Genomic DNA, 14,665 nt, shown 5'->3' with positions numbered 1-14,665 from the left:
CGCTGACAGCATGCCGACCACCGCCCAGCTGCTCGCCTTCCTCGCGGCGTCCGTAGTCTTCATCGCGCTGCCGGGACCCAGCGTCCTCTTCGCGATCGGCCGCGCCCTGACGGTCGGCCGCCGGGACGCGCTCCTGTCGGTGACCGGCAACGCGCTGGGCCTGCTGGTCCAGGTGGCGTTCGTCGCGGTCGGGCTGGGGGCGCTGGTCGAGGCGTCCGCCGCCGCCTACACGGTGCTCAAGCTGGTGGGCGCCGGCTACGTGATCTACCTGGGCATCCAGGCGATCCGCCACCGTGCCGACGCCCGCCTCGCCCTGGCCACGCCCGACAAGGCCCGCACGGGGAGTCCGTGGCGCGCGGTCTGGGCCGGGTTCGTCGTCGGCGCGACCAACCCGAAGACCATCGTCTTCTTCGCGGCGTTCCTCCCGCAGTTCATGAACGACGCCGCTCCGGCGACCCCGCAGCTGCTGCTCCTCGGGCTGCTGTTCGGCATCCTGGCGCTCTGCCAGGACTCGATCCTCGCCCTGGTCGCGAGCCAGGCCCGCACGTGGTTCTCCCGCAACCCCCAGCGCCTCGACCACCTGAGCGTCACGGGCGGCGTCGCCATGGTCGGCCTCGGCACCGGCCTCGCGCTCGAGGGCACGGTCATCAAGGCCTAGCGCGGCTCAGCGCTCAGGCCTCGCCCCAGAAGACGTCCTCTGCGTCCTGGTCGGCCGAGAACAGCCACATCTCCACGATCTTGTCGCCCTCGACGCGGAGCACGTCGACGCCCGACATCGACATCGCCACGTCGCCGCGCTTGCCGGAGAAGTGGACCGGGATAGCGGCCAGTGCGCCGTTGACCATCGGCTGACCGGTGAACCGCAGCTCGAAGGTCCCCTCGGACACGGACCCCATCCCGCCGAGCAGCTCGCCCACGGCCGCCCCGCCGGCATGCGCACCGGAGAAGCGGTTGCGGCCCGGCTGGTGCCAGACGATGTCGGCGCCGAAGAGCGCGGTCCCGGTCGGGATGTCGCCGACGGACATCGCCTCGTAGTACTGCTGGGCGATCGCGGCGGTGCTGGACTCGGTCATCAGATTCTCCCTTGTGTGTCGTTCCTGCTTCCCGCCTATAGTCACTATTCGAAACCGGTCACCTCAACGTAACCATCGGAGCACTGTGACGCATGTCATACGAACCTGACTGGAACGTCCTCACCGTGACGTGCCCGTCGCGCACCTCGCTGGCACGGATCGCCAACAAGTGGACGGCGATGATCGTCATCGTGCTGTCCCGGGGCCCGGCCCGCTTCGGTGACCTGAAGAACGCGGTCGAGGGCATCAGCGGAAAGGTCCTCACCGAGACGCTGCGAGAGCTCGAACGCGACGGCCTGGTCAGCCGGCACGCGTTCGCGGAGGTCCCGCCCCGGGTGGAGTACGAGCTGACCGAGCTGGGCCGCACGCTGCAGGCACCGCTGAGCGCGCTCGGGCAGTGGGCCGAGGCGCACATCGCCGAGGTGCTCGTCGCGCGCGACCGCTACGACCAGGCGTAACGACTACCGGACAGCCCGGACGGCGCCCAGATGTTACTGTCCGGCCAGTCGGTGCCGCCGTGGCGCCCAGCTCCTCGGAGGTCGTCATGGTCCGGACCGTCACGCAGCACAGCGGGATCGAGCCGTTCCTCGACGAGGGCGACACGTTCGCGTCCGTCTTCAACGCCCTGTTCATCATCGTCCCGATCATCTTTGTCGGGTTCGTAGTCCTGATCATCGTGCTTGCTGTTCTCAACGCACGCCGCCTCCGCAGCAAGGGCATCAGCCCCCTGGCCACGGAAGCGGAGATCGTGGCCGACGCCGTGCGCGGCTCCGCAGCACAGCGATCCAGCGCTCAGCCCGCGGCGCACCCCGCGCAGACGCTCGAGGCACGGCTGGCGGAGATCGAGCAGCTGCACGCGACGGGCAAGATCACGAGTGCCGAGCGCGATGCCGCGCGGGCATCCGTGCTCGGCACCCTCTGACGGTCACGACCCGTCCACCTGCTCAGCTCAGGCGGCTCAGCAGGTGGACGGTCACGGTGTCGCCGGCCTGCTTGTTGATCTTGCGGCGTAGGCCGGCGGCGACCGGGAGCTTGTGCGTGCCGTCGCCGAGCGCCATGAAGGAACTGGTGAACGGGACTCCGTCGACGGTGCCGGTGACCTTGACCAACCCACGCGTGCCGAAGTACTCGGCGGAGCCGTCGAGCGTGAGATAGGTCCAGCCGCCCTTCGCCTCGCTCCGGAGCAGCGCGGCGGTGAAGGTGCGGTCGAGCGGGCCTGCGCTGGTGGCGTCGCTGATGGCTTCAGACATGGTCGGACTCCTTCGGATCAGTGGATCAGTGGATGAGCCCGACGGCGAGCGCCACGAGCACGAGCTTGAGCAGCCAGTCCCCTGCATGGATGGCCGCGGTCTGCCACGGCACGCGTTCCCAGATGATCGAGCCGGTGAGCAGCACGACCGGGAACGCCACCCACAGCACGAGTGCCAGCAGCAGCGACGAGGGCAGCGCCAGCAGGTCGCTCTGCGCGGCGATCCAGGCGAACCCCGCCCCGACCACGGCCGTACGCACCAGCTCGGTCACCACCTTCCAGGGAGCCGGGCGGCCACGGTCGAGGGCCCGGTCGCCGAGCGCCCGCTGCTCGAGCGGCGTGGTGACGACGTAGTAGACGGAACTGAGCACGAACGCCGCGACGGCGGCGACGGCGATACCCCCAACGATCATGACGATCCTCCTTTTAGTACTGACTAGTACTGTAGCCCCGTACAGCGGGTACCGTCCAGTACTATTTTCGGCGTGACCACCTCAGCCTCCCCCGCCCGGCGCCGTGGCAGGCCAGGCGGCAGCCAGGGCACCGACCTGCTCGCCATCGCGCGCGGCGTCTTCCTCACACACCAGTACGCCGGCGCGACGATGGACGCCGTGGCCGCGGGAGCACGGGTCTCGAAGCAGACGCTCTACCGGCAGTACCCCTCCAAGGAGGTCCTGTTCGGCGCCGTCGTCCGGGACTGGGTCGACCGTGGCCGCGACGCGATGAGGCCGCACCTGCAGGAGCTGATGGAGGCAGAAGACGTCCGGCAGGGGCTGCTGGAGCTCTCCCGGATCCTCCACACCGGTGTACTGAGCCCCCCGGTGCTCCAGATGCGGACGCTGATCGCCGCCGAGGCCGAACGGTTTCCGGAGATCGCCGCCGACTACGTGCGGCGCAGCTGGGACCACAACCAGATGCTCCTGGCCGAGGCCCTGCGGCACCTGGGCGCGCGTGGCCTGCTCCGCGTCGACGACGCGCGGGTCGCCGCCGAGCAGCTCACCTGGCTCGCTCTCGCCGCGCCCCTGAACCGGCTGACCCTGACGGCCGGCGCGGCCCGCTACAGCGCCGAGGAGCTGGACGCCGTCGCCCGCGAGGCCGTCACCACGTTCCTGGACCGGTACGGGCCTGGCGACGGGGCGCTCTGAGGCCGCCAGCGGTGGCAGCCGTACCTCGCGAGCTCAGCGCCGCGGAACGTGCTGACCCCGACGGAGCCACTCCGGGGCGACGTAGAGGTAGCGCAGCGGGCCGGAGGCGGTCCACCCGTGCAGGAGCCGCGACAGCGCGATCGCGATCGCCGCGGCGACCGGCACCACGACGAGGCCGACGACGTCCGGCAGGACCGTCGACCCGGTCAGCGCGAAGACCAGCGACGAACCCAGGATGATCACGGGCGTGTGGCCGAGGTAGACCGGCAGCGTCGCGGCCCCGATCCGCACCAGGACGGCGCTCCGGGCAAGGAACGTCCCCAGCGCGACGCCGGCGAGGATCCCGACGACGCACAGGGCGAAGTAGACCCCGACGACGGACCGGAGCCCCGTCGTCTCCACGACGGCGGCCAGGACCGCCCAGCCGACGAGCAGGCCGGTCCGCACCGGCCAGGACGTCCGGGCGAACGCGAGCAGCATCCCGCGCAGGTGCATGCCGCAGACGAAGAACACGTAGTACTTGAGCGCGCCGTTCCAGCCGACGTTGCCGAGGTCGAAGCCGTCGGTCAGCGCGATGACCGACGGGACCGCAGCGGCGAGCAGGTGCCAGCGCCAGTCGAGGGAGCGCAGGAGCCGCGCGGCGACGCAGAAGAGAGCGAGCGCCCAGATGAACCACAGCTCGAACTGCGGGCGGACCGGCGCCAGGAGCAGGTCACGCAGCATCGGCCCGAACCCGAGCGGGGTCCCGCGCAGGGCGAACCCGATCAGGTAGCACGCGGTGCCGATGGCCTCCCAGATCACGAAGACCCACAGGTAGAGGCTCAGCCGCCGGTCCCACAGCGCACGCCACGTCGTCCCGACCGGGGCCACCACGCCGATGCGGTAGGCGAGCATGCCCGAGATCACGAAGAAGAACGGCATGCGCACGGAGGACACGTAGTCGTTGAGCTCCTCCCACCCGGCCACCTCGAACCAGCGCGCCGCGTGGTACAGCACGACCAGGAGTACCGCGATCCCCCGGCCGGCGTCGATCCAGACCTCACGGCCGGGAGTGCCGGTCATTCGTCCGTCCGCCTCTTCTGGAGGGCCAGGGGCGCCATCAGCGCCACGGCGAGGACGAGGACCGTCAGCGCGCTCTCGAGGGGGGCGAACAGCAGGTTCCAGATCGACTTGACCCCGAGGAAGAGGAGCAGCGCGGAGGCGGCCCGCCCCGTGGTGAGGACCGTTGTACGCACCACGAGGAAGAGCAGCAGCACCGTGGCCAGCGCGAGACCCGGGAGGCCGGACCAGGCCCACAGGTCGCCGATCACCGAGTGCACCTCGAACCCGCTGCCGAACATGTAGTTCTCGACGTACCCGTTGTTCGGGTCGTACCCGAGGGCGGCCATGCCGGACTTGGCCACGAGGACATCGGTCATCGACGGGACGGCCCCGCCACCGAACCCGGCCGGCGACTGGGCCATCAGCGCCAGGGTGGCGCCGATCTCCGGCCTTCCGCCGGTGATCAGCGTGCCCGACGTCGACAGCTGGAGCTCGGTGCGGAGCTGTGCGCTCTCGCCGAGCGCACCCTCCAGGATCGCGGCCTGGACCGAGAGATACGTCCCGAAGGCGAGCATCCCGAACAGGATCAGGGTCCGGACGGCCGCGAGCTTGGACGACGCGGGCCTGCCCCACGACTGCCACACGACGAGCAGCGCGACCATGAGCAGGATCGCGCTCGTCGAGCGCCCGCCGTTGAGCGCGGAGACGCCCGCGAGCGCGAGCACGGCGACGACGTCGAGCCACCGCTTGCGCCACCGGGTCACGAGGGCGAGGACGATGACGGTGACCGGCAGCGAGAAGCCGAAGCGCCAGGGATTGTCGGCGAACGACTCGCCACCCGGATTGATGCCGAGCAGCAGCCCGATGCCGAACAGGGTGCCCACGGCGGTCACCGACGCACGGCTGCGCGCCCACAGGGTGGCACCGATGCCGCCCCCGAGCCCGAGCACCACGAACACCGACTCGAGGAGGCCCGACGTGGACACGGTCCGCGAGTCGCTGTGCCACACCGTGAGCCAGACGCTCGAGGCTGCCGCGATCACGGTCAGGGCCATCGTCCAGGTGATCCACCGGGAGCTCCGTACCTCCGACGCCCACAGCGGCAGGAGCACCAGGGCGAACGCGAGTCCCGCCGTCAGGCCGAAGAACAGGCCCAGGCCCATCCCCGTGAGGACGACGCAGAGCAGCGCCAGCCCTGTCGTGGCAACGGCCCAGCCCTCCTGCCCCTGACGGGACGGGAGGGCCTGGGCCGGTGCGGGGGGACTGGACGTCACGGCGCGGGCGGACCGGCCCAGAAGTCGTCCAGCCGGACGGTGTTCGCACCGGTCGTGACGCTGCCCGCGTTGCTCACGGAGTAACCGACGGCCCCGGCGTCCTGCAGCTCGGGAACGGTGTTGGTCGTCGTGAGCTGCCAGGCAGCCGGCTCGGCCGTCCCCGCGGTCCAGACCTTCGCGCGGATCGTCGTCGGCGACGAGCCGACTACCTGCATCCGGACCGCGAGCCGCTCGCCGGCAGCGACGGTCAGGCCGGTGATGTTGGCGGCGGCCAGGGTCGTCTCCGCCGACTGGAGCGAGTTGAGCTGGAGCTGGACCGCTCCCGTCGACTTGACCCAGACCTTGGCGCGGTACTCGCTGGTGAACCCGCTCGTGCGTCCCGCCAGGGAGACGAACGTGCCACCGCCGTCGGAGATCTCCTCGAGGGAGAGCACGCTCCTGATCTCGACGTCTCCGGCGGAGACGCTCTGCACCTGAGCCTTCCGGTTGGTGCCGGCCGTGGGAAGTGCCATGAGGCCCTCACCGCCGGCGACCGAGAAGCTCGACGCCACGCCGGAGAGCGTCCAGTTGCCGCCTACCGTTGCGGCGCCCCAGCCGCCCGTCTCGGAGCGGGCGAAGTCGTCGGTGGCGAACTCCGCGGGGGCCGCTGCCTCGACCACGACGGTGTCCTGGGCGGTAGCGCCCTCGTCGTCGGTCACCGTGAGGGTCACGGTGTACGTCCCCGGAGCGGCGTAGGTGTGTGTGACCTGCTGGCCGGTTCCCGTGGTGCCGTCACCGAAGTTCCAGGCCCAGGACACGAGGTTGCCGTCGGGGTCGTCGGACGCGCTGCCGTCCGCCGTCAGCTCGAAGCCGTGGATGTCCGCGGTGGCGTCCGCGACAGGCAGCTGGTTCGGCCGGCCACCGTCCTTCGCGACCGTGTAGTGGTCGAGCACCTGGGCGGCGGAGAGCACCGTCGGGTAGACGGCCACGTCGTCGACGGCACCGGTGTACCTGTCGCCGCCGAGCAGCGAGCGGTTGGGCCAGCCGGAGAGGGTGTCGGCGCCGATCCGCCAGTAGCCGTTGTAGGCCTGGCCGGCGGTGATGTCGGTCCGGGTGTTGACCCGGACGCCGTCGATGAAGAGCTGCATGCCGCCGGACCCGAGCGTGGCGACCACGTGGTGCCAGGCACCGTTGTCGACCCGGCCGGGCGACCGGAGGGTGCTCCTGCTGCCGTTGTTCACACCGAACGAGAGGCGGCCACCGGAGTCGACGTAGAGCAGGCGGTCCGTGGACGTGGAGGTACCGCTGGCCGAGTTGTTGTTGCCGAAACCGACGATCCGTCCGCTGCCGGTGCCCTTGATCCAGGTCTCGACGGAGAACGTGTTGGGCCCGGCGATGTTCTCCGTGGAGACCAGCCTGCTGGACGACGAGTTCTGGAAGGTGGCAGCGGTGTTCGAGTCGCCGGTGATCGCACCCGCCGTGCCGAGCCGGACGCTCGACGGCACGGTGAGGTCGTCGCCACCCGCCCAGTCGTAGGTGCGGGTGGAGCCCGCCGGCTCGCCGAGCCGCAACAGGTGCTCCGCGCCGTCCTGCACGACGGTGTCGGCGTAGTCGCTGCGGGGGGCGTTGGAGACCGTCACGTCGACCCACTCCGACCGCTTCACGTTGCCCCACGGGTCGGTGACCGTCAGGCGGTAGCGGTGCGCCGAGCCGGGCGCAAGACCGTTGTCGCGCACCGTCAGCTTCTTCGGCGACCAGAACTTGGCGGCGACCGTCTCCTGGAAGACCGGCGCCACCGCCTCGGAGTCGCGGTACACGCGATAGGTGAGCGCTTCGTCGTCGCGGTCCCACGTGGTGGTGAAGCTGAGCCGCACGGTGCCGGCCGAGACCGAGGCCGCCGTCGGGTTGAGCGTCGCGCCAGAGCCGACCGGACCCTGGTCGTTCGGCGCGATGGTGCGCTTGGCGTACCGGACCAGGCCCTGCTGCGCGGTGCCGTTCACCTTCGGGAACTCGCCGCCGTACAGCACGTAGTCGTCGTTGCCGGTGACCGTCCACACGGCCTGGCTCTTGCCGGTGTACGTCCCGACGTCCGTCTGGGGGTACCAGGTCATGAGCTCGGGGCGCGGGGTGCCCGGGTGGTCGGGGTAGCCCCAGATGTCCTTGGTGTTGGTGCCGCGCACCTCGTTGATCCAGGCGGTCGAGTGGTAGAAGCTCCACGGGTCCGTCTGCGGGAACCCGCCGCTGTTGCCGCAGTAGTGCTTGTGGCTGGCCGTGTAGACGATGTTGCCGACCGGTGCCACGTCGTACGTGTCGCCGTGGCAGTCCTCGAGCCAGATCAGCGCGCCGTCGGCCCAGCCGACCTTGAAGGTGCCCTCGCTCGTGCCGCCCCTCCCGTAGTGCCAGCCGACGCCGTACCAGCCTTCCTGGCCGTCGCTGGCGAGCCGCAGGATGCTGGAGTTGTCACCGGCGTTGCGGATCCGCGAGTTGACCGGCAGCGTGCGGCTGGCGCCGGTCGCGGCGTCGAGCCAGGCGAGACCGTACCCGCTCGCGGTGTTGGAGTTCACGGAGGTGAACGTCCCCGAGATCATCACCGTCTGCTCGTCCGGCGCCACGACTATCGACTGCACCTGCCGGTCGTCGACGACCGGGACGAACCCGGGGCGCAGGGCGCCGTTCGAGGCGTTCATCGCCGCGACCCGGTAGCGCGCGACGTTGTTGACGGCGGAGAAGTACCCACCCGCGTACACGGTCGTGTTGGTGGCCGCGACGGACTTCGTGTTGCCGTTCATGTTCGGGGCGAACGACGTGTTCAGCGTGCCGGTGGGCAGGTTGAACGCGGCGATGCGGTTGCGGGTGGCCCCGTCGACCGTGGTGAAGCCGCCCACGATGTACAGGCGCGTCCCGTCCGGCGAGACCGCCAGGTCGGTGACGTTGCCGTTCAGCGTGTGGTTGAACGACGTGATCAGCGCGCCGGTCGTCAGGTTGTAGGCGAGCAGGTTGGTGCGGGGCACCTGGTTCGTCCCGGGTGCGGCACCGGCGGGCCTGGCGTTCGCGAACTCACCGCCCACGTACACGGTGTTGCCGACGATCACCTGCTTCCACACGATGCCGTCGATCTGCACGGTCGGCAGCGCGTCGGCGGAGACGGACACCGGGTCGGCCGTCGGTTCGGCGACGTCCGCCGCGACAGGAGCCATCTCGATGGCGGATGCCGTCGGCACGGTCACGAGCGGCGTGACCGCGAGCGTGACGCTCGCGAGGAGCGCAGCGATGCGCCGGCCGGGCAGAATGCGATGGGACACGAGGACCTCACTGGGGATAAATGGGCCCGCCGGACCGTTGAGCGCCGGGCGATGTGGACCTGCGGATCACGCTAATAGCGGACAGGACGGTCGGCGCGGTCAAACCAGGGTGAACGGGGGGTGATCTCCTGCGCCTCAGGCGCAGGATGTCGGGCCTCAGGCACCGGTGAAGATGACTATCGCCTTGCCGACCCCTGGGTCGACCTCGAGCTCGACATCATCCTGGAACTCGGCCGGGACGTTGAAGACGAAAGCCCCGCGGGCCGAGTCGTCCGCGCCGGCCTCCGCTTCGAACGCCTTGCCGCCCGGCTTGAGCAGGGGCGCGGCCGGCGTGCGGTCGGCGCCGTAGTAGGCGTTCACCACCACCGTCCGCAGGTCGAGCGTCTTGCCGGTGCCGTTCGTGAGCTCGACGGTGAACCGGAGGGCGGGCCCGCCCACCTCACCGGGCACGTTCGCCTCGCCGGTCACCTTCTCGACCTTGGGCACCCGCACAGTGACTCCCGGCTCGGGGGTCGCCGCCGCGTCGAACGGCCGCGGTTCCAGCGTCTCGCGGGGCTCCGGGGCCTCTGCCTCGTCGGTCCCGCCGTCGGACTCCGGGTCCGACGTGGCGCCGTCGGACGGCTCGACCTCGTCCGCACCGGGCTCGCTCGCCTCGGGGTCACCCTCGGTACCCGTACCGGCCGACGCCGTCGAACCTGCCGACTGCGTGGCGCCGGCCGCCGGGTCGGCGTCGGGGCGCAGCGCGACAGCTGCCACGACGGCGGCGACCGCCAGGACCAGCAGGACGAGGGCGATCAGGAGACGGCGCCGGGTGACGAGAGTGGATGCGGACATAATTCTGGAGCGTAATCCCGCATCGCCCCGCAACCCCTGCGATCCCGCGGAGTTCACCCGCTAGCGGGCGTACGGCAGCAGCACCTTGCCGAACGTCGCGAGCAGCTCCCCGCGGGACCTGGCGAGCGCCCGCCGACCGTGCGCGTCCTGCCCCACGTCGCTCCGCACCGCGGCCACCGCGATCCCCAGCGCCCCGAGCGCCCCGCGAGCCAGCCCGGCCGCCAGGAGGCGTGCACGCACCACTGTCCGCCGCCCTCGGTCCGGCGCGAGCAGGAGCGCCACGCGCGCCGAGGCATTCGCAAGGCCCGCGGTGCGCGCGATGAGGTAGGCGCGGGTGAGCCGGTCGGCGGGCACGACGTCGGACACGACCGCCTCGGCGCACCAGACGATGCGCCCGCCTGCCGCGGTCAGGGCGCTCGTGAAGAGCGTGTCCTCGCCACCGGAGAGCCCGAGGGCCGGGTCGAAGACCAGCCCCGCACGGCGGACCACGCGCAGGTCGAGGAGCAGGTTGTTCGTCGCCGCGCTGGCGACCACCGTCCCGGTGCGGAGACCGCTCCGGTGGGCACGGTCGTAGAAGCCTCCGGCGACCACCCATGGATCGGGCTCTGTCGCGTACCGGGAGGTGACGGGCCCGGCCACGGCCGCTGCGCCGGTGCCGTGGTAGGTCGCCCACAGGGCGTGCAGCCAGCCGGCGTGCGGTACCTCGTCGTCGTCCACGAACACCAGCAGGTCCTGGTCGGAGGAGGCGCGCAGCGCCCGGTTGCGGGCGGCCGAGATGCCCGGCTCCGGTTCGACGACGGTGGTCACCGGCCATGCCTCGTCCGCGCCGCCCTGCCGGTTCGCGGCCCGCGCGACGGCCTCCGCGACCGCGGTGGCGCCCGTGCCGGCCGCGTCGTTGTCGACCACCAGGACACTCACGAGCAGCCCCTCGGCGCGGCGCGCCAGGTCGGCCGCCTGCTCGACGAGCACGGGCACGAGAGCAGCGATCCGCTCCGGGCGGCGGTAGGTCAGGACGGCGACAACCAACCGCTCCGGCCGAACTTCACCCACCACAATCACCCCTTCCACGGCACCACGACGCCTGATCCGGCAGTTACCGTAGCGTGGCCCGCCCCCTTGATCCTCCGGAGAGCCAACACTCATGCAGCAGGTTCACCCGCGCGTCCTCATCAGCGCGTACGCCTGCGGCCCCGGCGACGAACCGGAGGCCGCGGCCGGATGGGCCTTCGCGCGGGCGGCGGCCCGGTCCCACCGGGTGCACGTGATCACGCGGCACCGGTTCGCCCCAGCGGTCGACGCAGCGCTCGCGCGCGACCCGGAGCTCGCGCGGAACCTCACGGTCGAGTACCTCGACCTGTCCGAGCGGCTCCTCGCCCGCAAACGCCGCAGCAGCGACGTGTACTGGTACTACGTGCTCTGGCAGCGCGCGCTCGCGCGCCGTGCCGCCGAGCTGCACGATGCCGCGCCGTTCGACGTCGGCCACCACGTGACGTTCGCCAACGACTGGCTGCCCTGCGGGCTGGCCCGTGTCCCGAACCTGCCGGTCGTCTGGGGTCCGGTCGGCGGCGCGACGGTCGTCCCCCTGAACCTGGTGCGCTGGCTCGGGCTGCGCGGGGCTGCCAACGAGCTGCTCCGTGGGGTGCTCACGGCGCCGCTGCGGGCGGCCTGGGGCGATACCGCCGCCCGGCGCGCGGCGGTCGTCGTCGCGCAGAACGAGACGGTCGCGCGACGGTTCCGCCGGACCGGGCACGTCGTCGTGGAGCCGAATGCCGCGCTCGACGACCTGTCGGAGCACGTCCTGCCGGCGCGGGCGCAGGCGGCCGACGCGGACGGGTCCGACCCGCGCCCCCTGCGTGCCGTCTTCGTCGGCCGGCTCCTGGGCCTGAAGGGCGGCCGGCTCGCGATCGAGGCGCTGGCCCGTACACCCGGCTGGGAGCTGCACGTCTACGGCGACGGCTACGACCGCTCGACCCTCGTCCGGCTCGCCGGACGGCGGGGCGTGACCGACCGCGTCGTCTTCCACGGGCACCGCCCCCGCGCCGAGGTCCTCGACGCGGTCGCTGGGTGCGACGCGATGCTGTTCCCCTCGATGCACGACCAGGCCGGCTGGGCCGCGGCCGAGGCCAGCGCGCTCGGGCGCCCGGTGATCTGCCTGCCGCTCGGCGGTGTGCCGCTCATGGCCGGGGTCAACGCGCGGCTGGCCAGGGTCGACGGTGACGTCGTCGGCCACCTCGCGGCCCGCCTCGCGGAGGCGGCCACCACCCCGGGCACGCCGTCCGACCGATGGTCCACCTCCCGGCTGCCCGACGTCGTGGAACGGCTCTACGGCACCGCCCGGTCCGGGAGCCCTGCCGCGGAGGCAAGCACCGTATGACTCCCGTCCGGGTGCTGACCTCGAACCGCGAACCACGTAGCACCACCAACCCGTACATCACGATGCTCACCACGGCGCTGCGCCGGACCCCCGGCCTCGAGGTCGCCACGTTCTCCTACCCGGCGGCCCTGTTCGGGCGGTACTCCGTGGTTCATCTCCACTGGCCGGAGACGATCGTCGGGCTGGGCGGACGGCGCCTCGCCGGACGCCTGGCGCGCATCGTGCTCGCCACGCTGTTCCTCGTCCGGCTCACGCTCACCCGCACCGCCGTGGTCCGCACCGTGCACAACGTCGAGGCCCCGGCCGACGCCGACCGGCTCCAGCGTGTGCTGCTGCACTGGTTCGACCGGCTGACGACGCACCGGATAGTGCTGAACGACCGCACCGAGTGCGCCGGACCGTCGACGACGATCCCCCACGGCCACTACCGCGACTGGTACACCGGCCCCCGGGCCGCGCCGGTTCCCGGCCGCCTCCAGTACGTCGGCCTCGTACGGCGGTACAAGGGCGTCGAAGGGCTCGTCGAGGCCTTCCGCTCCGTCGCCGACGACTCGCTCACGCTCGACATCGCAGGTGCTGCGTCGTCCCAGGAGCTCGTGGTCACCGTCTCCGCCCTGGCCTACGACGACCCGCGGATCAGCCTGCGCTTCGACTACCTGTCCGACGACGAGCTCGTCGCCGCCGTGACCGCGGCGGAGCTCGTGGTGCTGCCCTACCGGTTCATGCACAACTCGGGGACCGTCCTGGCCGCGCTCTCGCTGGACCGGCCGGTTCTCGTCCCGGACACACCGGTCAACGCCGACCTGGCCGCCGAGGTCGGGCCGGGCTGGATCCATACCTTCACCGGCGACCTGACGGCCGGGGACATCGAGGCGGCACTCGCAGCGGTGCGCGAGCCGCGTGCGGCGACCCCCGATCTCGGCGCCCGCGAGTGGGCCGACGCCGGGCGGGCACACCTGGCCATCTACCGCCTGGCTCTCTCCCGTGCCCGCCGGTCCGGACCGGGCGCCGGGGTACGCCCGTGACCAGGACCCGGGCGGGTGCGCCGTGGCGCTCCGTCGGGAACAGCGCGATCGTCCAGGTGGTCGTGACCGGCCTGTCCGGCCTGCTCGGCATGGTGACGGCACGGCTGATCATCGAGCAGTTCGGCGTGGCGCAGTACGCCCAGTACGGGCTCCTGGCGTCCTTGCCGTCGCTCATCCCGTTCGCGGACCTCGGCATGGCCGCCGTGGTGGTGAACGTGCTCGCGTCCTCGGACCGGGCGAGCACCGATCCCACGGTACGTAGGACGCTGACCAGCGCCTTCCGGGTCCTGGTCTGCTCCGGGCTCGTGATCGTGGCGGTGGGCGTGCTGCTCGGCGTGCTCGACCTGTGGCCCACGGTCCTCGGCCCCGGCCTGCTCGACGACGGCGCCCTGACCGCCACGGTGTGCGTGGCGATCCTCGGGCTGGCGCTGCCGTGCGGCGTCGGCGCGCGGATCCTCGTGGGGCTGGGCCGCAACCCGCTCCAGACCGCCCTGACCGGGCTCACCGCACCGATGGTCCTGGGGGGCGTGCTCGTCGTCCTCGCACTGGGGAACGGTTCGGGGTCACTCCTCGCCGTGGCGGCCTACGCTGCGGCGGCGGTGGTAGCGGTGACGCTCCTGATCACCGCGTCCCGGCTGATCCGCCCCCAGGTCGGAGCAGCGCTCCGGGACGTGCCGCGCCTGCGTGCTGTGCCAGGCGTCCGGGTCTTCGACGTCGCCTGGCCGATGCTGGTGCAGATGATCTCGCTGCCGATCGCCATGCAGACCGGCCGGATCCTGCTCAGCCATCAGGGCACCGCGGTCGACCTCGCGCGGTACAACCTGGCCTCGCAGCTCTTCGGTGTCGTCCTCGCAGCGGTCTCGACGGCGGGGCTCGCGCTGTGGCCGCACTTCGCGCGGGCCCGCAGCCAGTCGATCAAGGCCTCGCCCTTCCGGGCTTCCCTGGTCTTCACGTCGGCAGGCATCGTGCTCGCCCTGCTGCTCGCGGTGCTGCTCCCGCTCCTGGTCCCGCTGGTGACCGACGGCGAGTTCGGGCTCGGTCTGCCGCTGGTCGCGGCGTTCGTCGTGTTCACGGTGGTGCAGGCGGCGAAGTACCCGGTGGGCATGTACATGACCGACGCAGCGGGACTGCGGGCGCAGGTGCTCCCGATAGTCCTGATGGTCCCGCTGAACCTGGGGCTGGCGTGGTGGTCGATCCCGTACCTGGGCGCGGCCGGGCCCGTGTGGGCGACGGCGGTGTCGGTGCTGTTGTGCCAGGTGATCCCGAACGCACTGTGGGTGCGCCGGAGGCTGCGGGCCGGCGAGGGCCGGGGGAAGTAGTACGTCCGCGAGGTCCGTTGCTCTGCGTAGACATCGTCTACGCAGAGCAA

Annotated in this window: 15 protein-coding genes; 7 read left to right on the top strand and 8 right to left on the bottom strand. The window is 71.6% G+C overall.

The annotated features are described in order from the left end of the window. Window positions 1-10 precede the first annotated feature (10 nt). On the top strand, window positions 11-658 hold the full coding sequence (locus AB0I32_RS14985; protein WP_357507249.1) for a LysE family translocator: 648 nt from the start codon (window positions 11-13) through the stop codon (window positions 656-658). A gap of 13 nt (window positions 659-671) precedes the next feature. On the opposite strand, the gene AB0I32_RS14980 is transcribed toward AB0I32_RS14985, so the two are convergent. Next, entirely contained in the window at window positions 672-1,073 is a 402-nt protein-coding gene (locus AB0I32_RS14980) for a nuclear transport factor 2 family protein (protein ID WP_357507247.1), read from the bottom strand. Between the two features lie 92 nt (window positions 1,074-1,165). On the opposite strand from AB0I32_RS14980, the gene AB0I32_RS14975 reads away from it, so the two are divergent. Further along, window positions 1,166-1,531, top strand: a complete 366-nt coding sequence (locus tag AB0I32_RS14975; protein ID WP_357507245.1) for a helix-turn-helix domain-containing protein — start codon at window positions 1,166-1,168, stop codon at window positions 1,529-1,531. 59 nt (window positions 1,532-1,590) lie between these two features. After that, a complete protein-coding gene (locus AB0I32_RS14970; RefSeq protein ID WP_357507243.1) occupies window positions 1,591-1,995 on the top strand; it encodes a hypothetical protein in 405 nt (134 codons plus the stop codon). Window positions 1,996-2,017: 22 nt separating this feature from the next. Here AB0I32_RS14970 and AB0I32_RS14965 read toward each other — a convergent pair whose 3' ends face one another. Continuing rightward, window positions 2,018-2,323, bottom strand: a complete 306-nt coding sequence (locus AB0I32_RS14965) for a DUF1905 domain-containing protein (protein ID WP_357507241.1) — start codon at window positions 2,321-2,323, stop codon at window positions 2,018-2,020. A 25-nt stretch (window positions 2,324-2,348) separates the two neighbouring features. After that, a complete protein-coding gene (locus AB0I32_RS14960) occupies window positions 2,349-2,735 on the bottom strand; it encodes a DUF1761 domain-containing protein (RefSeq protein ID WP_357507239.1) in 387 nt (128 codons plus the stop codon). A gap of 72 nt (window positions 2,736-2,807) precedes the next feature. On the opposite strand from AB0I32_RS14960, the gene AB0I32_RS14955 reads away from it, so the two are divergent. After that, window positions 2,808-3,467: a TetR/AcrR family transcriptional regulator gene (locus AB0I32_RS14955; protein ID WP_357507237.1), complete on the top strand. Its 660-nt coding sequence runs from the start codon at window positions 2,808-2,810 to the stop codon at window positions 3,465-3,467. 33 nt (window positions 3,468-3,500) lie between these two features. Here the strand turns inward: AB0I32_RS14955 and AB0I32_RS14950 are convergent, their stop codons facing one another. The 5 genes from AB0I32_RS14950 to AB0I32_RS14930 form a co-directional block, all read right to left on the bottom strand. Further along, a complete protein-coding gene (locus tag AB0I32_RS14950; RefSeq protein WP_357507235.1) occupies window positions 3,501-4,529 on the bottom strand; it encodes an acyltransferase family protein in 1,029 nt (342 codons plus the stop codon). Continuing rightward, window positions 4,526-5,782, bottom strand: a complete 1,257-nt coding sequence (locus tag AB0I32_RS14945; RefSeq protein ID WP_357507233.1) for a hypothetical protein — start codon at window positions 5,780-5,782, stop codon at window positions 4,526-4,528. The genes AB0I32_RS14950 and AB0I32_RS14945 overlap by 4 nt, the downstream gene beginning before the upstream one ends. Next, window positions 5,779-9,063 (bottom strand): PKD domain-containing protein, encoded by a 3,285-nt coding sequence (locus AB0I32_RS14940; protein WP_357507231.1) that lies wholly within the window; start codon window positions 9,061-9,063, stop codon window positions 5,779-5,781. The genes AB0I32_RS14945 and AB0I32_RS14940 overlap by 4 nt, the downstream gene beginning before the upstream one ends. A gap of 156 nt (window positions 9,064-9,219) precedes the next feature. Continuing rightward, a complete protein-coding gene (locus tag AB0I32_RS14935) occupies window positions 9,220-9,897 on the bottom strand; it encodes a hypothetical protein (RefSeq protein WP_357507229.1) in 678 nt (225 codons plus the stop codon). A gap of 60 nt (window positions 9,898-9,957) precedes the next feature. Then, complete coding sequence (locus AB0I32_RS14930; protein WP_357507227.1) at window positions 9,958-10,947, bottom strand: glycosyltransferase; 990 nt, start codon at window positions 10,945-10,947, stop codon at window positions 9,958-9,960. A 91-nt stretch (window positions 10,948-11,038) separates the two neighbouring features. On the opposite strand from AB0I32_RS14930, the gene AB0I32_RS14925 reads away from it, so the two are divergent. The 3 genes from AB0I32_RS14925 to AB0I32_RS14915 are packed head-to-tail and all read left to right on the top strand — an operon-like array spanning window position 11,039 to window position 14,615. Next, entirely contained in the window at window positions 11,039-12,271 is a 1,233-nt protein-coding gene (locus AB0I32_RS14925) for a glycosyltransferase (RefSeq protein ID WP_357507225.1), read from the top strand. Continuing rightward, window positions 12,268-13,296: a glycosyltransferase gene (locus tag AB0I32_RS14920; RefSeq protein ID WP_357507223.1), complete on the top strand. Its 1,029-nt coding sequence runs from the start codon at window positions 12,268-12,270 to the stop codon at window positions 13,294-13,296. The genes AB0I32_RS14925 and AB0I32_RS14920 overlap by 4 nt, the downstream gene beginning before the upstream one ends. After that, window positions 13,293-14,615: a polysaccharide biosynthesis protein gene (locus tag AB0I32_RS14915; protein ID WP_357507221.1), complete on the top strand. Its 1,323-nt coding sequence runs from the start codon at window positions 13,293-13,295 to the stop codon at window positions 14,613-14,615. The genes AB0I32_RS14920 and AB0I32_RS14915 overlap by 4 nt, the downstream gene beginning before the upstream one ends. The last annotated feature ends 50 nt before the right edge of the window (window positions 14,616-14,665 follow it).

It is taken from the genome of Promicromonospora sp. NPDC050249, assembly GCF_040656015.1.
Taxonomy (GTDB): Bacteria; Actinomycetota; Actinomycetes; order Actinomycetales; family Cellulomonadaceae; genus Promicromonospora.
The sequence above is the reverse complement of the archived record's forward strand: the minus strand, read 5'-3'. Positions and strand labels throughout refer to the sequence as shown.